Origin of the sequence: Streptomyces longwoodensis (assembly GCF_001514125.1) — a bacterium.
Lineage (GTDB): Bacteria > Actinomycetota > Actinomycetes > Streptomycetales > Streptomycetaceae > Streptomyces > Streptomyces longwoodensis.
Genome location: NZ_KQ948549.1, coordinates 257,472 through 278,006, shown reverse-complemented (window position 1 = coordinate 278,006; position 20,535 = coordinate 257,472). Strand labels below are relative to the sequence as shown.

At 73.6% G+C, this 20,535-nt stretch carries 20 protein-coding genes; 5 read left to right on the top strand and 15 right to left on the bottom strand.

Going from position 1 to position 20,535, the window contains the following annotated elements:
• The 5 genes from AQJ30_RS01290 to AQJ30_RS01270 all read right to left on the bottom strand — a co-directional run bounded on the left by AQJ30_RS01290 (position 1) and on the right by AQJ30_RS01270 (position 6,656).
• Positions 1 to 441 (bottom strand): SRPBCC family protein, encoded by a 441-nt coding sequence (locus AQJ30_RS01290; protein ID WP_067227769.1) that lies wholly within the window; start codon positions 439 to 441, stop codon positions 1 to 3.
• Positions 442 to 492: 51 nt separating this feature from the next.
• Complete coding sequence (locus AQJ30_RS01285; RefSeq protein ID WP_067227767.1) at positions 493 to 1,938, bottom strand: MFS transporter; 1,446 nt, start codon at positions 1,936 to 1,938, stop codon at positions 493 to 495.
• A gap of 98 nt (positions 1,939 to 2,036) precedes the next feature.
• Complete coding sequence (locus AQJ30_RS01280) at positions 2,037 to 2,603, bottom strand: TetR/AcrR family transcriptional regulator (RefSeq protein WP_067227765.1); 567 nt, start codon at positions 2,601 to 2,603, stop codon at positions 2,037 to 2,039.
• Positions 2,604 to 2,831: 228 nt separating this feature from the next.
• On the bottom strand, positions 2,832 to 4,829 hold the full coding sequence (locus tag AQJ30_RS01275) for an ATP-binding protein (protein ID WP_067227764.1): 1,998 nt from the start codon (positions 4,827 to 4,829) through the stop codon (positions 2,832 to 2,834).
• A 570-nt stretch (positions 4,830 to 5,399) separates the two neighbouring features.
• Entirely contained in the window at positions 5,400 to 6,656 is a 1,257-nt protein-coding gene (locus AQJ30_RS01270) for a geranylgeranyl reductase family protein (protein WP_067227762.1), read from the bottom strand.
• 193 nt (positions 6,657 to 6,849) lie between these two features.
• Here AQJ30_RS01270 and AQJ30_RS01265 point away from each other — a divergent pair, with 193 nt between their 5' ends.
• The gene (locus AQJ30_RS01265) at positions 6,850 to 8,205 is read left to right on the top strand and encodes a dipeptidase (RefSeq protein ID WP_067227761.1); all 1,356 of its coding nucleotides are present in this window, start codon (positions 6,850 to 6,852) and stop codon (positions 8,203 to 8,205) included.
• A 60-nt stretch (positions 8,206 to 8,265) separates the two neighbouring features.
• On the opposite strand, the gene AQJ30_RS39060 is transcribed toward AQJ30_RS01265, so the two are convergent.
• From AQJ30_RS39060 to AQJ30_RS01240, 5 genes are all read right to left on the bottom strand, one after another.
• The gene (locus AQJ30_RS39060) at positions 8,266 to 8,571 is read right to left on the bottom strand and encodes a hypothetical protein (RefSeq protein ID WP_245726763.1); all 306 of its coding nucleotides are present in this window, start codon (positions 8,569 to 8,571) and stop codon (positions 8,266 to 8,268) included.
• A 385-nt stretch (positions 8,572 to 8,956) separates the two neighbouring features.
• Entirely contained in the window at positions 8,957 to 9,397 is a 441-nt protein-coding gene (locus tag AQJ30_RS01255) for an ALF repeat-containing protein (protein WP_067227759.1), read from the bottom strand.
• A 209-nt stretch (positions 9,398 to 9,606) separates the two neighbouring features.
• The gene (locus AQJ30_RS01250) at positions 9,607 to 10,668 is read right to left on the bottom strand and encodes an NUDIX hydrolase (protein WP_067227758.1); all 1,062 of its coding nucleotides are present in this window, start codon (positions 10,666 to 10,668) and stop codon (positions 9,607 to 9,609) included.
• A gap of 148 nt (positions 10,669 to 10,816) precedes the next feature.
• Complete coding sequence (locus AQJ30_RS01245; RefSeq protein WP_067227756.1) at positions 10,817 to 11,008, bottom strand: hypothetical protein; 192 nt, start codon at positions 11,006 to 11,008, stop codon at positions 10,817 to 10,819.
• A 221-nt stretch (positions 11,009 to 11,229) separates the two neighbouring features.
• Positions 11,230 to 12,183: an ROK family protein gene (locus tag AQJ30_RS01240; protein ID WP_067227754.1), complete on the bottom strand. Its 954-nt coding sequence runs from the start codon at positions 12,181 to 12,183 to the stop codon at positions 11,230 to 11,232.
• Between the two features lie 241 nt (positions 12,184 to 12,424).
• Here AQJ30_RS01240 and AQJ30_RS01235 point away from each other — a divergent pair, with 241 nt between their 5' ends.
• From AQJ30_RS01235 to AQJ30_RS01225, 3 genes are all read left to right on the top strand, one after another.
• Positions 12,425 to 13,474, top strand: coding sequence for a LacI family DNA-binding transcriptional regulator (locus tag AQJ30_RS01235; RefSeq protein ID WP_067227752.1), 1,050 nt, complete (start codon positions 12,425 to 12,427; stop codon positions 13,472 to 13,474).
• A gap of 7 nt (positions 13,475 to 13,481) precedes the next feature.
• Positions 13,482 to 14,228, top strand: coding sequence for a hypothetical protein (locus AQJ30_RS01230; protein ID WP_067227750.1), 747 nt, complete (start codon positions 13,482 to 13,484; stop codon positions 14,226 to 14,228).
• 101 nt (positions 14,229 to 14,329) lie between these two features.
• A complete protein-coding gene (locus AQJ30_RS01225; protein ID WP_067227748.1) occupies positions 14,330 to 14,719 on the top strand; it encodes a VOC family protein in 390 nt (129 codons plus the stop codon).
• Between the two features lie 71 nt (positions 14,720 to 14,790).
• On the opposite strand, the gene AQJ30_RS01220 is transcribed toward AQJ30_RS01225, so the two are convergent.
• Positions 14,791 to 16,095 (bottom strand): DUF6986 family protein, encoded by a 1,305-nt coding sequence (locus AQJ30_RS01220; protein ID WP_067227747.1) that lies wholly within the window; start codon positions 16,093 to 16,095, stop codon positions 14,791 to 14,793.
• Between the two features lie 191 nt (positions 16,096 to 16,286).
• Between AQJ30_RS01220 and AQJ30_RS01215 the strand changes: the two genes are divergently transcribed.
• A complete protein-coding gene (locus AQJ30_RS01215; protein ID WP_067227745.1) occupies positions 16,287 to 17,207 on the top strand; it encodes an endonuclease/exonuclease/phosphatase family protein in 921 nt (306 codons plus the stop codon).
• Between the two features lie 56 nt (positions 17,208 to 17,263).
• Here the strand turns inward: AQJ30_RS01215 and AQJ30_RS01210 are convergent, their stop codons facing one another.
• The 4 genes from AQJ30_RS01210 to AQJ30_RS01195 all read right to left on the bottom strand — a co-directional run bounded on the left by AQJ30_RS01210 (position 17,264) and on the right by AQJ30_RS01195 (position 20,489).
• Complete coding sequence (locus tag AQJ30_RS01210; protein WP_067227743.1) at positions 17,264 to 18,226, bottom strand: electron transfer flavoprotein subunit alpha/FixB family protein; 963 nt, start codon at positions 18,224 to 18,226, stop codon at positions 17,264 to 17,266.
• A gap of 51 nt (positions 18,227 to 18,277) precedes the next feature.
• On the bottom strand, positions 18,278 to 19,066 hold the full coding sequence (locus AQJ30_RS01205) for an electron transfer flavoprotein subunit beta/FixA family protein (RefSeq protein ID WP_067227742.1): 789 nt from the start codon (positions 19,064 to 19,066) through the stop codon (positions 18,278 to 18,280).
• Between the two features lie 219 nt (positions 19,067 to 19,285).
• Complete coding sequence (locus tag AQJ30_RS01200) at positions 19,286 to 19,867, bottom strand: flavin reductase family protein (RefSeq protein ID WP_079083704.1); 582 nt, start codon at positions 19,865 to 19,867, stop codon at positions 19,286 to 19,288.
• A 208-nt stretch (positions 19,868 to 20,075) separates the two neighbouring features.
• Positions 20,076 to 20,489 carry a TlpA family protein disulfide reductase gene (locus AQJ30_RS01195; RefSeq protein ID WP_079083703.1) on the bottom strand — a complete coding sequence of 138 codons (414 nt, stop codon included), beginning with the start codon at positions 20,487 to 20,489 and terminating at the stop codon, positions 20,076 to 20,078.
• Positions 20,490 to 20,535 lie beyond the last annotated feature (46 nt).

Below are 20,535 nucleotides of genomic sequence, written 5' to 3'. Positions count from 1 at the left end.
TCAGTTGCTCTGCTCGGCTCGGGACTTGAGGCTCGCGAGCCAGGTGGTCAGGGACTGCTGCAGGGCCTGGCCGAGCTGCTCGGTGGCGGCGTCGACGGGGGCGCCGCTCCAGGACTCCTCGGTGTGGACCGTGACCTGGCTGCCGGTCTGCTCGAAGGTCCACACGTGGACGCCCTCGATGCCGTTGGCGGGGCCGCCCCACACCAGGCGCTGCCCGGGGACGATCTCGCGGAGGGTGGAGGTGATGTCCAGGCCGTGGGTCTTCCAGTGGAAGGAGTTGCCCGGCAGGAGGGGTCCGTCGAGCTCGGCCTGATCGACGTCCGCGTTCCACTCGGCCCAGGCGTCGATGTCGGTGTGCAGGGCCCAGATGCGCTCCAGGGGGGCGTCGATGACGGTGGACAGGCGGACGATGACGGGGGCGGTCTCGTCGATGGTGAACATGGACGCGGTTCCTCTCGGTCGATGTGGTGTCGGGTGCTGGGGGTCGGTGGGTCAGTGGTGGGCCGCGGGCTGCGGGACGGGCCCGTCGGAGGCCGGGGCCGCAGAGCGTCGGCGGGAGAGTCCGAGCGCGAGGGCAGCGGTGGCGGCCAGGACCGCGGAGCTGATGGCGAAAGCGGTCCGGTACCCGGCGGTCAGTGCCTCCAGGTGCGGTTGGTGGGGGGCCGCGTGGGCGGTGGCGGTGCCTGCGAGGGTGGCCAGGACGGCCAGACCGACCGCGCCGCCGACCTGGCGGGTGGTGTTGACCAGGCCGCCGGCCAGTCCCGAGTCCTGGACGGGGGCACCCTCGACGGACAGGGCAGTCAGCTGGACGAAGGCGATGCTCAGCCCGAGGCCGATCAGGATGCTGGGGCCCAGGACGTCGACGGCGTAGCTGCCATGGGCGCTGACACGCGACAGCCACAGCAGTCCGGCGGCCTCGGTCAGCAGCGCGCCGGTGACCGTGACGGTGGCGCCGATGCGGCGGGAGATCCGCGGCGCGAGGGTGGAGCCGAGCATGTTGGCGAAGGCGAGCGGGAGTTGGCCGAGCCCTGTGGCCAGCGGGCTGTCGCCGAGGACCTGCTGCTGGTAGAGCGGCAGGAAGAAGAACAACGCGATCCACACCGATCCCAGCAGCGCCATCAGCACGTTCCCGGCGGCGACCCGCCCGGTCCGCAACACGCGCGGCGGCAGCAGCGGGTGCGGGTGGCGGCGCTCGACCAGGACGAACGCGGCGAACAGTGAGGCAGCGACGGCGAAGCTCCCCAGGACGGAAGCATCACTCCACCCGGTGCGGCGCGCGGTCGTCAGACCCCACACCAGCGCGGTGAGGGCGACGGTCACGGTGGCCGTGCCGAGGAGGTCGAAGCGTCCGCTCACCTGGGCAGGCGCCCTTGGCACGCCGGCGACCGCGGCGGCCAGGACGAGGGTGGTGCCGATCGCGACCGTGTAGAAGATCCACTGCCAGCCCCACGCCTGGGTGAGCACGCCTCCGAGGAGGACCCCGGCCGCCCCGCCCGCACCGGACACCGCCCCCCACACCCCGAGCGCCTTCCCGCGACCGGGGCCCGGAGGGAACACGTCCATCACCAGGGCCAGTGCCGCGGGGGCGATCGCCGCCGCCCCCAGCCCTTGCACCGCCCGCGCCGCGATCAGCACCGGGGACGTGGCGGCGAGCCCCGCGGCCAGCGACGACGCGGCGAAGACCCCGAGGCCCACCAGCAGGATCCGCCGCTGGCCCAGCAGGTCCGCCGCCCGGCCGCCGGCCAGCAGCAGGGCCCCGAAAGCCAAGCCGTAGGCATTGACCACCCAGGTGGTGGCGCTGTCCGACAGGCCCACGCCCGACCGGATCTGCGGCAGGGCCACGTTCACGATCGAGGTGCCCAGCATGACGGTGAACTGCGCCCCTGCCAGGGCCGCGAGAGCGGCTCCAGGGCTGCGGGTGGTGCCGGTCGTTCTCACGGGAACACTCCTTGTGTGGTTGACCACTCACATTTGTCGTCCAAGAGAGGCGGGACTGGGTGCCCCGCCGATGGTCCGGCCGCGCGGTCGCGCTCGGCTCAGTAGTGCCTGATGCCGGCCGACAGCGTCCTGGCCCAGGGGGTGTCCACCCCTTCGGCCCCCATGGAGACGATGAGATGGCACAGCATGCCCCGCGCGAAGAACTCCTGGACCTGCTGCTCCGCGCCACTGGAAGCGCCGCGCACGTACTCCACCAGCCGGGCGTAGCCCTGCCGCACGGCCTCGCGCACGGCCGGCTCGGACACTGCCGCCGCCTGGGCGTGGAGCTGGATCAGCATCAGATCGTTGTCGCTGATCAGGCGGGCGTACGCCTCGCCCATGGAATCGAGGACGACCTCCGGGGAGCTACCCGTGGCCTCGGCCGCAGCCCGCTCCAGAGCGGCCCGCACCTGCACGAAGCAGTACTCGACCACCGCCGTGAACAGCAGTTCCTTGCTCGGGAACAGCCGGTAGACGTACGCCTGCGAGATGCCCGCCGCCTTGGCCACCTCGGTCGTCGTGGTGCCCCAGTAACCGCGGGCGGCGAAGGCGCCGATCGCGGTGCGCAGCACCGTCTCACGGCGCTCCTCGGCGGTGGACAACTGACGGGGTCGATCGCTCTTCATGTGAGTACTCAACCACTCACACATTGGGGAGTCAACCCGTGGCGGCGTCCGCAGGCGGTGCGGCTCGCGGTCCGGAGGTGCGCGCCGTGGGCCGGCGGGGTGGAAGCGTCGGGGCCTGCAAGCGGTGGGGTTCATGCCTCGTAGCGTGGCCCCGTCGGCCGTCCACTTCCCAGCCCTCCAGGTGTCCGGCGCTGTCCACGCCTGTCCACTCGGCCGGCGCCGGAGGACTCACGCCGTGCCGTACAGCTCCTTGTCCCACAGTGACGCGCACAGCAGGTCGAGCCCCTGCCTCAGGTGGCGCCGGAATGTCCCGTAGGGAAGGCCCAGGCGCCGCGCCGCGGCCTCCTGCGTCGGCGCGCCCGAGAAGAACGCGGTCGCCAGGGCCTCCTTGGCCCGCACGCCGCGCGGGTCGCCTGCGAGCGCCTCAACCGACTCTCGCAGCAGGTCCTTCAGGCCCTGCACCGGATCATCGCAGTCGGCCACCAGGCGGGTGCGCAGCAAGGCGCAGGCGGCGAACGCGCCGGGGTCGCGCCACAACTGCAGTGCTTCGCGGACGGCTTGGTCGAAGGCCGGGCGCGGTGTTCCCGACGGCCCGGACAGCGGCGGCATCTCGGTGGCGTCGATCAGGTGCCGGATCCACTGTTCCACCGGGATCTTGCGCCAGTCGATGGTGAACAGCCCGTACTCGCGGCCGCCGACTTCGCACCGGACCCCGGAGTCGGCCAGGACTCCCTGCAGCCGCTCCGCCCAGGCCGTGTGGTCGTGGTAGACGAGGAAGCCGTGCGCGCGTCCGCGTGCCCGCATGGCTTCCGCCTGGACTCGGGAGTTGCTCAAGTCGATCACGCGCGAGGGCACTTGGTAGCGCTCGGGATAGATCGAGAACCGGGTCATGGCGATGTGCTCGCCCTGCCGCACCGGTGCGGTCTCCTGGCTGTACTGCCACGCGGCCGCAACGACCGGGTCGCGGTCGATGTCGTCCTCCGGCGGCGCCGGGAGGACCAGGCGCGTGGTGAACGCGACGATCCGCCCGCTGGAGGTCAGCCGGAAGACGCTGAAGCCCTGCGGTTGCCGGGCCAGCCAGTACCGCACCAACTCGGCCGATTCCGGGCCCTCGGCCTGCTCCGCCATGGACAGCACCAGGCTGTGGTCTTCCTCCCGGAGGACATCCTCGTACAGGTCTTCCCCGGCACTGACCCACACCCTCGTCCGCTGCAGCTTCCGGACGTCCCGGAACAGGTAGAACAGATCGTCGGTGACCGCCCGCACCCGCTCCGGCCGGGCCTCGCGCAACAGACGCAAGTACTCCTCCGCCAAGCGCTGCCGCATCGCCTGGAACGCGGTGGGCGCCCGCCAGCGCAGGTCGGCCACCAATGTCTCCCGCGCCGCGTCATGCGGGTACAGCCCCAAGGGCGTCGACTCGATGAACGGCAGCTCACGCAGCCACTGGAACAGCTCCGACGCGTCCTGATCGGCGAGCACTGCCGCGAGCAGTTCCTCGGTGGTCGAGTGGGCCTGCGCTGCCACCTCAAGGGCTCGACGATGAGCAGCGGAGGGAACCTCCCCGACCAGTCCGGCCACCAACGTGCGGAGCACCTCGGCCGAGGGGGTCCACTCAGCGCCCACCCGCCCGGCGGAGTCGGCTGCCGCGGCCAGCGTCAGCGCCAACGGATTGCCCCCGGCGAAACGCAGTACCGCGTCCCGCCGCTCCGGCCGCACCGATGCCGCCTCCAGCAACGCTTCGGCCTCGCCCCCGCTGAGCGGACGCAGCTCCCGGACCTGCAGCAGACCTGCCCACGCGGGGTCAGCGGTCCACTGCGGCTGCGGAGCAAGCCGCCCGGCCAACACCACCAGCGCCCCCGGAGCGGCCCGGGGCAGGAACCGCTGCCACAACCGGCTCTCCAGCCACTGGCAGTGCTCGAACGAGTCGACGAACAGCACCGTCCCGGGAACGCTCACGAAAGCGTCCGCCGCGTCCTCGAAGTCCGCCGGGTCGCGCCCGAGGAACCGGCCGTCCAACTCGACCAGACCCCGTCCCTCGGCCCGCACCGTATCCCCCAGACGCCGCAGCAAAGCCGACTTGCCGATCCCGCCCGGCCCGACCAGCCAGAACACGAACGGCGCGTCGGCGTCCCCCCGCAGGGCCTTGCCGAAGCAGTCCAGCTCGACCTCACGACCCACGAAGGAACGTGCCCGAGCACTGGTGAGCCTGGCACCCAGCGAGTGCATCCCGCCTCCTGTGTCCCCGAAGAGTCCGCGACGGACCCGACCGACGTCAGTAACTGCCCCGCCGCATCATCGCCACAGGCCAACAGACAGCCTCCCCGGCCACCGTGGCGACCGGGTTGCCCCGCGAGGTCATCATCCCGCTCGCCGCACCCGGTGCGCATGCGTCGCGGGCACCCGCCGCGCGACGACGGCACTCTGGCCTGGCCGGACGCCCCCGCAGGATGCACCGCCCTCCGCCGCGAACCCGGTTTCGTGTGCGTCGTCGAGCTCTCGGCCGAGGCGTACCGGCCGCCCGCCCACAGCTCGGTTTCCGCCGGCGAGCAGTCCGGTCCAGGACGGTCTACCGGCACCGCACCGAGCGGCCTGGCCGGCGGCCGATCGTGCTCGGTGTGGCCGGCCGGGGACAAGAGTCCGGAGTCGAGGGCCCCGGGCGGCCCGGAACCGACGAGCGGGGTTGCCCGGGGCCGGTCGCCGAACGGGTGCGGGGGAGCCGGTCGGTCACCTTGGGCGAGGCCGGCCCGACGGGACAGCGGCGGGAGACGGTGGGCGACCGCCTCCCGGACGGGCGGGTCAGGACTCCGCCTGCTCCTCCGCCTCCGGCTTCGCCGGCACCGCAGCCGGCCGCCGGTCGAACGCCAGGAGTGCGCGCTGGGCGAGCGGGTGGGTGCGCATCAGCTCGCCGAGGGTCGTCCGGCCGCGGGTGATGTCCGTGAACGCCCGCCAGGCGGGCCGGAAGCCGGTGAGCGCGGCGTGGAAGACGCCGGGGCGCCGCTCGAACACCGACAGCATGCTCTTGCCGACCGCCATCTCCACGCCCAGCCCCGCCTTGATCGCGAACGCGTAGTTCAGCGCCTGGCGGCGGGTGTCGACCGCGTCGTGCGCCTCCGCGATACGCACCGCCCACTCGCCCGCGAGGCGGCCCGAGCGCAGCGCGAAGGAGATGCCCTCACGGGTCCACGGCTCCAGCAGACCGGCCGCGTCCCCGCAGACCAGGACCCGCCCGCGGGACAGCGGCGAGTCGTCGGCGCGGCACCGGGTCAGGTGGCCGGAGGAGATGCTCGGCTCGAAGCCGGCCAGGCCCAGGCGGCCGATGAAGTCCTCCAGGTACCGCTTGGTGGCGGCACCCTCGCCGCGCGCCGAGATCACGCCCACCGTGAGCGTGTCGCCCTTGGGGAACACCCAGCCGTAACTGCCGGGCATCGGGCCCCAGTCGATGAGCACCCGGCCCTTCCAGTCCTCCGCGACGGTCTCCGGGACCGGGATCTCCGCTTCCAGGCCGAGGTCCACCTGGTCCAGCTTCACCCCGACGTGGGCTCCTATGCGGCTGGCGCTGCCGTCGGCGCCGACCACCGCGCGGGCCAGCAGCGTCTCGCCGCCCTGGAGGACGACCGCAACGGTGCGCCGGTCCGGGACGGCCGAGCCGTGCTGCTCGACCCGCGTCACCGTGACGCCGGTGCGCAGCTCGGCGCCCGCCTTCTGGGCGTGCTCGACCAGTTGCTGGTCGAACTCGGGCCGGTTGATCAGACCGAACAGCATCTGCCGGGAACGGCGGGTGCGGCTGAAGCGGCCGTTGTTCGAGAACGTCACCGCGTGCACCCGGTCCTTGAAGGGCAGCTCGAAGCCGGGCGGCAGTGAGTCGCGGGAGGGGCCGATGATGCCTCCGCCGCAGGTCTTGTAGCGCGGCAGTTCGGCCTTCTCCAGCAGCAGGACGCGTCTTCCCGCGACCGCCGCCGCGTACGCGGCCGAAGCCCCCGCGGGTCCCGCGCCCACCACGACGACGTCCCACACCTGCCGCACGTCGTCCGCCGAAGAGTTCTCGCTGCTCACGATGGTCTACTGCTCCCGATCCGCCGCCTGCCGCTGCTGTCCCCCGCATCCTACGGCGGAGATCGTCACGCACCGCCGGGCAGGGAGACGACCGCGAGATGCCCCGCGCCGCGGCAGGCGCGTACGCTCGCACGGTCGTTACGCACACACGTGCGCTCACGAGTACAACGTCGCACCCACAAGGAGCGTGCCCATGTCGTCGCATCCGATCGCCGGGACCGTCGCCGCGCTGATGCCGCAGGCCAGGACGGAGCTGGCCGAGCTGGTGGCCTTCCGGTCGGTGGCGGACTTCGACCAGTTCCCGAAGAGCGAGAGCGAGGCCGCCGCGCGCTGGATCACGGACGCGCTGACCGCCGAGGGCTTCCAGGACGTGGCCGTGCTCGACACGCCCGACGGCACGCAGTCGGTGTACGGCTACCTGCCCGGCCCCGAGGGTGCGAAGACCGTCCTGCTCTACGCCCACTACGACGTGCAGCCGCCGCTGGACGAAGCCGGCTGGACCACTCCGCCGTTCGAGCTGACCGAGCGGGACGGCCGCTGGTACGGGCGCGGCGCCGCCGACTGCAAGGGCGGCGTGATCATGCACCTGCTCGCGCTGCGCGCCCTGAAGGCGAACGGCGGGGTCCCGGTGCACGTCAAGGTGATCGCCGAGGGGTCCGAGGAGCAGGGCACGGGCGGTCTGGAGCGGTACGCCGAGGAGCACCCGGAGCTGCTGGCCGCCGACACCATCGTCATCGGCGACGCGGGCAACTTCCGCGTCGGACTGCCCACGGTCACCTCGACGCTGCGCGGCATGACGATGCTGCGGGTGCAGGTCGACACGCTGGAGGGCAACCTGCACTCCGGGCAGTTCGGCGGCGCGGCGCCCGACGCGCTGGCCGCGCTGATCCGGGTCCTGGACTCGCTGCGCGCCGAGGACGGCTCGACCACGGTCGACGGACTCGGCGGCGAGGCGTCCTGGGAGGGCCTGCAGTACGCGGAGGACCAGTTCCGCCAGGACGCCAAAGTCCTGGACGGCGTGGACCTGATCGGCTCCGGCACCGTCGCCGACCGCATCTGGGCCCGCCCGGCCGTCACCGTCCTCGGCATCGACTGCCCGCCGGTGGTGGGCGCCACGCCGTCCGTGCAGGCGAGCGCGCGGGGTCTGATCAGCCTGCGGGTGCCGCCGGGTGTGGACGCGGCGGAGGCCACCAAGCTGCTCCAGGCCCACATCGAGGCGCACACGCCGTGGAACGCGCGCGTGCGCGTGGAACAGGTCGGCCAGGGCCAGCCGTTCAGCGCCGACACCACCAGCCCGGCGTACGCCGCGATGGCCGACGCGATGGCGGTCGCCTACCTCGGCCAGGAGATGCAGTACGCCGGCCAGGGCGGCTCCATCCCGCTGTGCAACACCCTCGCCGCCCTGTACCCGAGCGCGGAGATCCTGCTGATCGGCCTCAGCGAGCCGGAGGCACAGATCCACGCGGTCAACGAGAGCGTCTCCCCCGAGGAGCTGGAGCGCCTCGCGGTGGCGGAGGCCCTGTTCCTGAGCAACTACGCGACGGACTGACCCGCACAGCACGGGGACCCGGCCCCCGGCCCGCTCGATGGGCCGGGGGCCGTGCCCCGATCAGGTGGCCGACGTGTTGCGTGTCATGTCGGCTGCCTCGGTGATGGCGCGTTGCCTGAGATCGCCGAACAGGTGCATCGAGACGGCGGCCAGGACGTCGAGTCCGCCGACGGTACGCCCGTCCCCGTGGCGGGTGGACACGGCGAGGAGGGGGTCCCCGATCAGCGACGCCGGGGCCGGCTCGCCGGGCGCCACGGGACTGACCGTCCCCCACCGCTCGACCCGGCCCTCGCGGACGACCCGGGCCGCGTGCCGGCCCAGGCCGGTCAGGAACACGCTGGTGATTCCGTCCAGGTCGCGCACCATCGCCGGGACCGCCCTCACCCGCGCCGTCGGTGATCTCCGTCAGCAAGGTCCGCGTCACCGAAGGGGCGACCCACGTGGCCGGCCTGGAAACGTGCAACGAGGTCACCTGAACACCGCTCTGACCAGTGGCGGCTTGAACGGCAGGTCGGTCACCGGGGAAGCGGTCAGCGGTCAGCGGAACGCTGCGCTCGATGCGCAAGGGTGGTGTGGTCACCCGGAGTGGACTTTCTCCTGTCGGAGGCCGGTGGCGCGCCGGGCAGCGGGACCACAGGGCTCATCGGAGGGCACCGGGCCGGCACGGGGCCTCCGGGTGGGGCCGCCGGCACGCGGAGGTGCGGACGGCCCCACCCGGGTGACGCGCTCGGGTGGGGCGCCGCCGTGCCGGTCAGGCGATCCGGTACCTGCCGACTTCCAGGAAGTGGCGCAGCGCTTCGGGCGTGTTGTCGTCGAGGGCGGCGTTGGCTGCCGCGCGCAGGGCCGGGCTGATGGACGGGTCGGCGAGGATCCGGGCTATGGCGACGCGGTCGTCCTCGGCCTGGGCGATCCGGTAACCGGTCTCCAGCCAGGCCCGCATCGCCCCGGGGTCGCCGGCGTCCAGCAGGGCGTTGGCCTCTCGCGTCACACGCCGCCCGCTGTCCGGGTCGGCGAGGATCCGGGCTATGGCCACCTTCAGGTCGTCGGCGTCCGGCTCGTCCACGGACGAGGACACCGCGGACCCCGCCACCGCGGCCGGCGCCGTCGTGGCGGCGAACGACGGGGTGGCGAGCAGGAGGGCCGGGGCGAGGACGGCCGCGGCGATGCCGGGCGCTACCCGATGAAGTCGCAAGGGAGGATGCTCCTCTTCGTTCGCTGTGGAGGTCCGTCGAGGACGCCTCGGAGCGCCCACTCAGGTGATGCTGCCACCTGGGTCTGACAACCGGAGTCGCCCCGCTCCGGTCGCGGGGCACCTGCCACGTCAGCGGCGGGCGAGGGGCACAGGACAGGGCCGGCGGCGCGGGTGCCCGGTGCCGCTGCCCGGAAGGATCGACCGTCGGATCAGGCCCCGGGGGGCGTCTCGCCCACCGGTTCCCCCGCCTCGAGGTACAGCGCGGCGCCGCGTTCCCGGGCCCGCAGGGCCCAGCGCAGGCGGGTGTAGCGGACCGGGGGCAGCAGGGTGGCCGCCTCCTCCTCGGTCGCGAAGCGCCAGGCGCGCAGTTCGGGGCCGGGCAGCAGCAGGCCCTCGACGGTCGCCGGGTCGAGCCGGCCGCCGTCGAAGAGGAGGCGCAGACCGCCGTAACCGGGCGGCTTCGGGGGCTCCCAGTCGACCACGAGCAGCCGGGGCACCTCGGTGAGCCGTATGCCGGTCTCCTCCTCGACCTCGCGCATGCCCGCCCGGGCGGGTGCCTCGCCGCGCTCGACCACGCCGCCGGGGAACTCCCAGCCGGGCTTGTAGGTCGGGTCGACCAGCAGCACGCGGTCCTGGCCGTCGAAGAGCAGGACGCCCGCTGCCTGCGTCTCGGCGGTGGGCTCGGGGGTCTGCACGATGTCGCAGACGGGCACCACGCCGGTGCTGACGGCCTCCGCGATGCGCACGGCCGCCTCGCGCGCGGTGAGGGCGCCGGTGTCCACGAGGTGGGCGTCGGCGGCCAGCCAGGAGGTGAGCGCCGCGCGGTACGGCTCGATGTGGTCGTACGCCCACCCGCGCGGGCGCAGCTCGCCGTCGGGCAGGTCGGCGGGCACCTCCCGCGCGGCGATCCGTCGGCGCAGGATCGTTTCCGCCGGGGCGAGCAGCACATGCCGTACGGGGATGCGGCGGGCCGCGAGGCCGCCGAAGATCTCGTCGCGGTACTCCTGGCGCAGCAGGGTCATGGGGACGACGAGGGTGCCGCCCAGCTCGGCGAGGAGCGCCGCCGCCGTGTCGATCACCAGGCGCCGCCAGATCGGCAGGTCCTGGAAGTCGCCGACCTCGGCGAGGTGCTTGGCCGGCAGCAGCTGCGGGAGTCCCGCGCCGATGACCTCGGGGTCGAAGAGCGTGCTGTTCGGGATCAGTTCGATCAGCTCCCGTGCGGTGGACGTTTTCCCCGCACCGAACGCGCCGTTGATCCAGACGACGGTCACGTGTCCCCCTCTTCTGTTGGCCCCCTGTGGCTTGCCCGCTCCACCCTGCCACGGAAACCAGGCCCAGTTGAGGGCGCCCCGGACGACGGCGACGGCGCCGGCACCCCCTCGGGGCACCGGCGCCGTCGTACGGGGAACCGGCTCCGCCTCAGTCGGTGTGCCCCGGCGCGTCGTCCAGGGCGAAGCTCTCGCTGGCGATGGTGTGGTCCAGGGACGTGAGGGTGTCCCCCACGTTGAGGTTCCCGAGGTCCTCGGCGTCCTGACCGTGGGACGGGGTGATGGCCGCGACGACGAACCCCGTGGCCAGGGAGGCGATGGCGAGCATGCTGCGCTTCTTCATGCCGGGATCAACTACGGGACGGGCCGGGAGGTCACGGGCCGTGGGGGGCACCGACGGCCGGGTGGCCCACCTGGCCGACCCCCGGGTGACCCACCGGGCCGACCTCCGGACGGCCCACCCCGGGCCCTCGGCCCTGGGCACGCCGTCCCCGGCCCCTCCGGCCACCCGCTTCGGCCACTCCGGCCACCCGCCCCGGCCGCCCGGACCGTTCCTGCGGCCGCTCACACCCCCGCCGGTGCCGTCCCGGCCCACCCCGCCAGCGCCGCCGCTGCGGCCCCCACCAGCCCCGCGTCCGTGCCCATCTGGGCCGGGACCACCGTCAGGCGCCGGACGAACGACAGGGTCGCGTACTGCGTGAGGGCCTTGCGCAGCGGGGCGAACAGCACCTCGCCCGCCTTGCCCACGCCGCCGCCGACGACGGCGATGTCGATCTCCACCAGCGTCGCCGTGGCCGCGATGCCCGCGGCGAGGGCCTGGGCGGCGCGCTCGAAGGAGGCGACGGCGACCGGATCGCCGGCCCGGGCCGCGGCGGCCACCGCGGCCGCGGACGGGTCGCCGTCCGGGCCCGGCCGCCAGCCGTCGGCGAGCGCCCGGCGGGCGATGTTCGGCCCGCTCGCGATCCGCTCGACGCAGCCGCGCGCCCCGCAGGGGCACGGGTCGCCGTCCAGGTCGACGCTGATGTGCCCGATGTGACCGGCGTTGCCCGTCGGCCCCGGGTGCAGGCGGCCGTCGAGGACCAGTCCGCCGCCGACGCCCGTGGAGACCACCATGCACAGCGCGTTGTCGTGGCCGCGCGCCGCTCCCTGCCAGTGCTCGGCCGCCGTGATGGCCACGCCGTCGCCGATCAGCTCGACGGGCAGGTCCCCGGCGACGGCGCGGACCCGGTCGACCAGCGGGTAGTCGCGCCAGCCGGGCACGTTGACCGGGCTGACGGTGCCCGCCGAGGCGTCCACCGGCCCGGCGCTGCCGATGCCGACGGCCCGCGTCCGCCCCCACAGCTCGGACGCGGTCAGCTCCCCCAGCACCTCCGCGACCGCCCGCATGACGGTGTCGCCGTCCTCCTGGGCGGGCGTGGGGCGCTGCGCGCGGACCAGGATCGTGCCGTCGCCGTCCACCAGCGCCCCGGCGATCTTGGTGCCGCCGATGTCGAGCGCGGCCACGAGGTCGGTGTGCATCAGTCTGGGATCTCCCGCTCACCACGAAGAAGGGGCTGGCCGGTCCAGCGGTGGGGGACGCGGGCCGGAGATTGCGATGGACAGTCTCCCCCGCATCTGACAACGTTGTCCAGGCTCTATGCTCGACGCCACATCCTCATACACACCACGGACTTCCGCATCCCCGCGGACCCGTTCCGTGCGGACCGGCGCCGCCGGGCCCCCGCGGACCCGTGGATCACAGGACAAAGGACTCCGCATCGTGCCCGAGACGCCCCGCCGCGCCGACCGTCCGAGCGCCCCACGCTACGGCAACCGTCCCACCATGAAGGACGTCGCCGCGCGCGCGGGCGTGGGCCTGAAGACCGTGTCGCGGGTGGTCAACGGCGAGCCGGGCGTCACCCCCGAGACCGAGCGGCGGGTGCAGGAGGCCATCGACGCGCTGGGCTTCCGCCGCAACGACAGCGCGCGCGTGCTGCGCAAGGGCCGCACCGCCAGCGTCGGCCTGGTCCTGGAGGACCTCGCCGACCCGTTCTACGGGCCGCTCAGCCGCGCGGTGGAGGAGGTGGCCCGCGCCCACGGCGCCCTGCTGATCAACGGCTCCAGCGCCGAGGACCCCGACCGCGAGCAGGAGCTGGCGCTGGCGCTGTGCGCCCGCCGGGTGGACGGCCTGGTGATCATCCCGGCCGGTGACGACCACCGCTACCTGGAGCCGGAGATCAAGGCCGGCGTGGCCACCGTGTTCGTGGACCGGCCCGCCGGGGGGATCGACGCCGACTGCGTCCTGTCGGACAACTTCGGGGGCGCCCGGCAGGGCGTCGCCCACCTCGTGGCGCACGGGCACCGCCGGATCGGCTTCATCGGCGACATGCCCCGCATCCACACCGCGTCCGAGCGGCTGCGCGGCTACCGGACGGCCATGGAGGACGCGGGGATACCCGTCGAGGACGCCTGGATGTCCCTCGGCGCCACCGACCCGGCGCGGGTGCGCCGCGCGGCCGAGGAGATGCTGTCCGGGCCCTCGCCGGTCACCGCCGTCTTCTCGGGCAACAACCGGGTGACGGTCACCGTGATCAGGGTGCTGGCCGAGCAGTCCCGGCGGGTGGCCCTGGTGGCGTTCGACGACCTGGAACTGGCCGACCTGCTCCAGCCGGGCGTCACCGTCGTCGCGCAGGACGCGGCGGCCATCGGGCGCACGGCGGCGGACCGGCTGTTCCGGCAGCTGGACGGGGCGCTCCTGCTGCCCGAGCGCATCGAGCTGCCCACCCGGCTGATCGCGCGCGGCTCGGGCGAGCTGCCCCCGGCGGACTGAGGCCCCGGTGGAGGCCGGAGCGACGCTGGAGGAGCTGGGGCTGGCCGACGCCCCGCGCGCCTTCCCGCTGGCCTATCCCGGCGCCTGGCCACGGGAGTCGGGGCTGCTGGCCGGCGACCGGATGCTGCCCCTGGACCGCCTGGCCCACCCGGACCGCACGCCCGTCCTGTGCGTCGGCTCCAACGCCTGCCCCGGCCAACTGCGCGACAAGATGGCCACGTTCGGGATCACCGCGCCGGTCCCGATGGTGCGGTGCCGGGTCACGGGCCTCGGGGTCGGCGTCTCCGCCCACGTCAGCCGCATGGGGTACGTCTCGGCGGCGCCGGTCCGCTGTCCCGCCGCCGTGCGGGAGTTGGTCCTGCTCTGGCTGGACGCCGAGCAACTGGCCGTGATCGACGCGAGCGAGGGCGCCACGCTGCCCGACGGCAACTTCGTGCGCGTACGACTGCCCGTACCGGACGTGCGGGTCGAGCTGGCGGACGGCACGGTCCTGCCGGAGGTGTTCGCCTACGCCAACCGCCGGGGCGTCCTGCACGACGGCTCCGGCGTGCCGCGCGACCACCCCGGGCAGCGCGCCCTGCTCACGGAACTCCTGCTGTCCTCCCCCGCGTTGCGGCGGCTCCTCGGGAACACCCCGGAGGAGTTCTGCGCCCGGGCACGGGCCGACGCACACCGCTGCGTGCGGGGCACCCTGCTGTTCGCGCGGGAGGGGTGGGTGACCCGGTCCGGGCTGGAACACTTGTTCAACGACTAGGGGGTGTCCGACTAGGGTCCGGAGTACGGCATCGCGTGTCGGTCACCGGCCGGGTGAGGCATGGAGGTGCCCGTGAGATTGCCCGCGGAGGCATTCCACACATGTCCGTCGAGTTGAACCACACCATCGTCCACGCAGAGGACCACCACGAGTCCGCGCGCTTCCTGGCCCACGTCCTGGGGCTCGAAGTCGGCGCCGAATGGGGCCCGTTCGTCCCGGTCGCCACCAGCAACGGCGTCACCCTGGACTTCGCGTCCGTCCCTGCCGGGTCCATCGTCACGCAGCACTACGCGTTCCTCGTCTCCGACGACGAGTTCGACGCCGCGTTCGACCGGATCCGGGAGACCGGGATCACCTACTTCGCCGATCCGCACGGCCGGCAGCCCGGCGAGATCAACCACCACCACGGCGGCCGGGGCGTGTACTTCCTCGACCCCGCCGGGCACGGGATGGAGATCATCACGCGCCCGTACGGCAGCCACCCTCAGTAGGACGACCGGGCCGGGTCGCCGTCGCGCTCCCGCGCACGGCGGCCCGGCCTCGGCTCTTCCGTCCGCCGGCCCTACTTCGTCGACGCCGTGAGGTCGCCCCGGCGGGGCGCGGCGAAGCCCTCCAGTGCGGCCCGGGTCAAGCCGGTGGCCTCCGTGACCTCGGCGGCGTCCAGGGCGCCGCAGTCCAGGCCGCGCAGGAGGTAGCCGCTGAGGGCCTTGGCGGTGGCGGGCTCGTCCATGACGTCGCCGGCGGTGCGGCTGGCGTAGCGCGCGAGGCGGGCGGCGGCCTGGGCGAAGCCCTCGCGGTAGAAGGCGAACACGGCGGCGTAGCGGGTGGGCAGGTGGCCGGGGTGCATGTCCCAGCCCTGGTAGTAGGCGCGGGCGAGGGCGCGGCGGGTCAGGCCGTAGTGCAGCCGCCAGGCGTCGTGGACCTGCGCGGCCGGGCCGACGGGCAGCACGTTGGTGGAGCCGTCGGAGAGCCGGACGCCGGTGCCGGCGGCGGCGACCTGCATGACCGCCTTGGCGTGGTCGGCGGCCGGGTGGTCGCTGGCCTGGTGGGCGGCGGAGACCCCGAGGCAGGCGCTGTAGTCGAAGGTGCCGTAGTGCAGGCCCGTGGCGCGGCCCTCGGCGGCCTGGATCATGCGGGCGACGGTCGCGGTGCCGTCGGCGGCCAGGATCGCCTGGCTGGTCTCGATCTGGATCTCGAAGCCGATCCGGCCGGGTTCCAGGCCGCGCGCCTTCTCGAAGGCCTCGAGGAGCCGGACCATCGCGGTGACCTGCTCGGGGTAGGTCACCTTGGGCAGGGTCAGGACGAGCCCGTCCGGCAGTCCGCCGTGCTCGGTCAGGCCGGTGAGGAAGACGTCGAGGGTGCGGATGCCCCGGTCGCGCACCGGCGCCTCCATGCACTTCATGCGGATGCCCATGTACGGGGCGGCGGTGCCGTCGGCGTACGCCGCGGCGATCAGGCGGGCGGCGCGGGCGGCCGCCTCGTCCTCCTCGGCGTCGGGGCGGGGGCCGTAGCCGTCCTCGAAGTCCACGCGCAGGTCCTCCACGGGCTCGCGCTCCAGCTTGGCGCGCACGCGCGTGTACACGGGCTCGGCAAGGTCGTCGGGCAGGCCGAGGACGGCGGCGAAGGACGCGGCGTCGGGGGCGTGCTCGTCGAGGGCGGCGAGGGCCTGGTCGCCCCAGGTGCGCAGGGTGTCGGCGGCGAAGGCGTCACCGGGGACGTAGACCGTGTGGACGGGCTGGCGGGTGCCGGGGTCACCGGGGTAGCGGCGCTCCAGTTCGGCGTCGACCGGCGCGAGGGAGGCGCTGATCTCCTCGCCGACGGCGCCCGCGAGGCTCGTCGCGACCGTCTCCTGCTGGCCCTGCCCCATGCCACACCCTCCCGTTTTCCGCTGTGCGGAATCAACAATCCGTAGAACGAAGCTAACGGGGGATCTTCCCGTGGGTCAACACCCGGTCCACCGACAGGACCGAGCGGTTCTTCATCTGGCCTTCCCCGTCCGGCCCCTTCCGTCCGCCCGCCCGCTCCCCCCATCCTGACGCGCAGGGGGAGGGAGGGCACATGACGGGCCCGGGGAGCGTGAGGCGCCGGACAGGGCTGCGCACGGCGCTGGCGGCCGCTGTGGCGGTACCGCTGCTCGCCACGGTGCGGGCCTCCGGCGCCCGGCGCACGCCGGAACGCACCGGGCCTCCCCCGCCGCTGGAGGTCATGAGCTACAACCTGCGCTTCGCGAGCCGCACCCGCCCGCACAGCTGGCCCGAGCGCCGTCCGGTGATGCGGGAGCTGCTGCGCCGGGCGGCCCCGCACGTCATCGGCACCCAGGAGGGCCAGGGCCCGCAGCTCGCGGACGTCCAGTCCGACCTCGGGCCGCACTACGACTGGATCGGCACCGGCCGCGACGGCGGCGAGGACGAGTCGGCGGCGGTCTTCTACGACCGGCGCCGGCTCGTCCCGGTCGGCCACGGCGACTTCTGGCTGTCCGACACCCCCGGCCGGCCCGGCTCCAACACCTGGGGCGGCGTCCACCCGCGCATGGTGACCTGGGTGCGCTTCCACGACCGGGCGGCCGGCGGACGGCCGTTCTGCGTGCTCAACACCCACCTGGACAACGGGAGCGCGTACGCACGCGCGCGTGCCGCCGCCCTGATCGCCGAGCGCGTCCCCGGCCTCGCGGGGTCCGCGCCGCTGGTGGTCACCGGCGACTTCAACGCCGTCGCCCACGAGAGCCCCGCACACGCCACCCTGCTCGGCGCCGGTCTCGTCGACACCTGGGACACCGCCCGCAGCCGGGGTCCGGCGTACTGCACGTGGCACGGCTGGGGGCCGCCGACGCCGGGCGGGGACCGCATCGACTGGATCCTGGCGACACCGGACGTGACGGTCCAGCGGGCCTGGGTCGACCTCTCCGCGGACGGCGGGCAGTGGCCCAGCGATCACTTCCCGGTGTGTGCGGCGCTGCGGCTCCCGGCCGACCCGCAATGAGCCGAGGCCCCCGCGACCGGAAGGGGTCGCGGGGGCCTCGGGCAGCCGGTCGGGGATCAGCCCTTGCGGGTCTTGATCTCGTCGGTGAGCTGCGGGACGACGTCGAACAGGTCGCCGACGACGCCGTAGTCGACCAGGTCGAAGATCGGGGCCTCGGCGTCCTTGTTGATGGCCACGATCGTCTTCGAGGTCTGCATGCCGGCCCGGTGCTGGATCGCGCCGGAGATGCCGTTGGCGATGTACAGCTGCGGGGAGACCGACTTGCCGGTCTGGCCGACCTGGTTGGTGTGCGGGTACCAGCCCGCGTCCACCGCGGCACGCGAGGCGCCGACGGCCGCGCCGAGCGAGTCGGCCAGCGCCTCGATGATCGCGAAGTTCTCCGCGCCGTTCACGCCACGGCCGCCGGAGACCACGATCGCGGCCTCGGTCAGCTCCGGACGGCCGGTCGACTCACGCGCCGTACGGCCGGTGACCTTGGTGCCGGTGGCCTTGTCGGAGAAGGTGACCGACAGCGCCTCGACGGTGCCGGCGGCCGGGGCGGCCTCCACGGACGCGCTGTTCGGCTTGACCGTGATGACCGGGGTGCCCTTGACGACACGGGACTTGGTGGTGAACGAGGCGGCGAACACCGACTGGGTGGCCACCGGGCCCTCCGCGCCGGCCTCGACGTCGACGGCGTCGGTGATGATGCCGGAGCCGATGCGCAGCGCCAGACGGGCGGCGACCTCCTTGGCCTCGGCGGAGGACGGCACCAGCACGGCGGCCGGGGAGACCTGCTCGACGGCGGCCTGCAGGGCGTCGACCTTCGGCACGACCAGGTAGTCGGCGTACTCGGACGCCTCGTGGGTCAGGACCTTCACGGCGCCGTGCTCGGCGAGGACGGCGGCGGTGTCACCGGCGCCGTTGCCCAGCGCGACGGCGACGGGCTCGCCGATGCGGCGGGCCAGCGTCAGCAGCTCCAGGGTGGGCTTGCGGACGGCACCGTCCACGTGGTCGACGTAGACGAGGACTTCAGCCATGGGAATGCATCTCCTGCGGAACGAAGGTGAGGGGGTCGGCGGCTGCGGGGCTCAGATGAACTTCTGGCCCGCGAGGAACTCGGCGAGCTGCTTGCCGCCCTCGCCCTCGTCCTTGACGATGGTGCCGGCCGTGCGGGCCGGGCGCTCGTTCGCGGCGTCGACCTTGGTCCACGCGCCCTCCAGGCCGACCTCGTCCGCCTCGATCTCCAGGTCGGACAGGTCCCAGGACTCCACCGGCTTCTTCTTGGCGGCCATGATGCCCTTGAACGACGGGTAGCGGGCCTCGCCGGACTGGTCGGTGACCGACACGACGGCCGGCAGCGACGCCTCGAGCGTCTCGGAGGCGGCGTCGTTGTCGCGGCGGCCGGTGACGGTGCCGCCCTCGACGGAGACCTCGGACAGCAGCGTGATCTGCGGGACGCCCAGGCGCTCGGCGACCAGGGCGGGCACGATGCCCATGGTGCCGTCGGTGGAGGCCATGCCGGAGATCACCAGGTCGTAGCCGGCCTTCTCGATGGCCTTGGCGAGGACCAGGGAGGTGCCGATGGCGTCGGTGCCGTGCAGGTCGTCGTCCTCGACGTGGACGGCCTTGTCGGCACCCATGGACAGCGCCTTGCGCAGCGCGTCCTTGGCGTCCTCGGGGCCGATGGTCAGCACGGTGACCTCGACGTCGTCGTCGGAGTTCTCGGAGATCTGCAGCGCCTGCTCGACCGCGTACTCGTCCAGCTCGGAGAGCAGGCCGTCCACGTCGTCCCGGTCGACGGTCAGGTCATCGGCGAAGTGCCGGTCGCCAGTGGCGTCGGGCACGTACTTCACAGTGACAACGATCCTCAAGCTCACGCCGGCTCTCCTACTGCATCGTCAGTTCATCGGCTGCCTACTTCCAGGCAGCATAGGCGCCCGAAGCGGCCGATCCCGGTCCGGGGCGGCCCGCGCTCCGACCGAGATATTACTCGTCAGTACACCCAGTTCCTGCCCGCTAAGCAAGCGCTTTGAACTGTGACCTGTGCAACGCAGCGTAACCGGAACGCAGCGATCTCGCAGGGAGAGCAGGCGTGATCAATCACGCAGCGCGGTGAAACGGCCCTGGTGGTAGAGCAGCGGCCGGCCGGCGCCTGCGGGGTCGCCGAGGACGACCTCGGCCAGGACGAGGCGGTGGTCGCCGGCCGGCACGCGCGCGTGGACGCGGCAGACCAGCCAGGCGAGCACGTCGTCGAGGACGGGGACGCCGTGCGGTCCCTCCTGCCAGGAGGTCGGGGCGCCGAACCGGTCGGCGCCGCTGCGCGCGAACGTGGCGGCCAGCTCCCGCTGGTGCTCGCCGAGTATGTGGACGCCGACGTACTCGGCCCGGGACACCGTCGGCCAGCTGGAGGCCCCGGTGCCGATGCCGAAGGAGACCAGCGGGGGCTCGGCGGAGACGGAGCTCAGGGAGGTGGCGGTGAAGCCCACCGGGCCGGTGTCACCGGACGCGGTGATCACGGCGACGCCCGCCGCGTGCCGCCGGAAGACGGAGCGGAACAGGTCGGCGGAGGCGAGCTGGGCGGCGCCGAGGCCGACGGGGGCCGTCGCGGCCGGGGCGGTCGGCGTGGTCGGGGCGGCAGACGTGGTCGAGGCGGCGGACGTGCCGGACGTGACAGTCATCGAGTGGTGGTCCTTCTGCGAGGAGGGGCGCGGGAGTCCGTGGGTGCTCAACGGCCCGGACAGCGCGCGCTCGCGTGACGGGCCAGGTCGACGTGGACCCGCCCGTGGAGAAGGAGTTCCTGGGGCATGGGGTCAGGCTGACGAGGCACGGCCCGGCCGGTCAAGTGCGTACCGGTCCGCGTGAGGGGGCCCGGGGCCGCCGCCGGCCTCACACCGCCTCGCCCAGCGCGGCGATGACGTCGGCCTTGCGGGGCTGCCCGGTGGCGCGGCGCACGACCCGTCCGTCGGCGTCGAGCACCAGCACGGTCGGCGTCTTGAGGATGTCGAGCTCACGGACCAGGTCGAGCCGGGCCTCGGCGTCGATCTCCAGGTGGGTGACGCCCGGGACCATGGCCGCCACTTCGCCGAGGACCCGCCGGGTGGCCCGGCAGGGCGAGCAGAAGGCGCTGGAGAACTGCACGAGCGTGGCGCGCGTGCCCAGTTCGCCGCCCAGCCGGTCGGACCGCAGCCGCTTGCCCTCGTCCCGCCCGCGCACCCGGACCCTCCCGCTCCGTCGTCGTTGCACGACCCCGAAGGCGCTCGCCGCAGCGAGCACCGCGAGGCACACCACGATTCCCGTCATCGTCCGATCAACCGTTCACGAGACTGAAAAGATTCCCGCCTCCCTT

Coding starts and splice junctions, on each gene's coding strand:
- AQJ30_RS01290 (WP_067227769.1), bottom strand. CDS start 441: ATGTTCACCATCGACGAGACCGCCCCCGTCATCGTCCGCCTGTCCACC.
- AQJ30_RS01280 (WP_067227765.1), bottom strand. CDS start 2,603: ATGAAGAGCGATCGACCCCGTCAGTTGTCCACCGCCGAGGAGCGCCGT.
- AQJ30_RS01275 (WP_067227764.1), bottom strand. CDS start 4,829: ATGCACTCGCTGGGTGCCAGGCTCACCAGTGCTCGGGCACGTTCCTTC.
- AQJ30_RS01265 (WP_067227761.1), top strand. CDS start 6,850: ATGTCGTCGCATCCGATCGCCGGGACCGTCGCCGCGCTGATGCCGCAG.
- AQJ30_RS39060 (WP_245726763.1), bottom strand. CDS start 8,571: ATGGTGCGCGACCTGGACGGAATCACCAGCGTGTTCCTGACCGGCCTG.
- AQJ30_RS01245 (WP_067227756.1), bottom strand. CDS start 11,008: ATGAAGAAGCGCAGCATGCTCGCCATCGCCTCCCTGGCCACGGGGTTC.
- AQJ30_RS01240 (WP_067227754.1), bottom strand. CDS start 12,183: ATGCACACCGACCTCGTGGCCGCGCTCGACATCGGCGGCACCAAGATC.
- AQJ30_RS01225 (WP_067227748.1), top strand. CDS start 14,330: ATGTCCGTCGAGTTGAACCACACCATCGTCCACGCAGAGGACCACCAC.
- AQJ30_RS01220 (WP_067227747.1), bottom strand. CDS start 16,095: ATGGGGCAGGGCCAGCAGGAGACGGTCGCGACGAGCCTCGCGGGCGCC.
- AQJ30_RS01215 (WP_067227745.1), top strand. CDS start 16,287: ATGACGGGCCCGGGGAGCGTGAGGCGCCGGACAGGGCTGCGCACGGCG.
- AQJ30_RS01210 (WP_067227743.1), bottom strand. CDS start 18,226: ATGGCTGAAGTCCTCGTCTACGTCGACCACGTGGACGGTGCCGTCCGC.
- AQJ30_RS01200 (WP_079083704.1), bottom strand. CDS start 19,867: ATGACTGTCACGTCCGGCACGTCCGCCGCCTCGACCACGTCTGCCGCC.
- AQJ30_RS01195 (WP_079083703.1), bottom strand. CDS start 20,489: ATGACGGGAATCGTGGTGTGCCTCGCGGTGCTCGCTGCGGCGAGCGCC.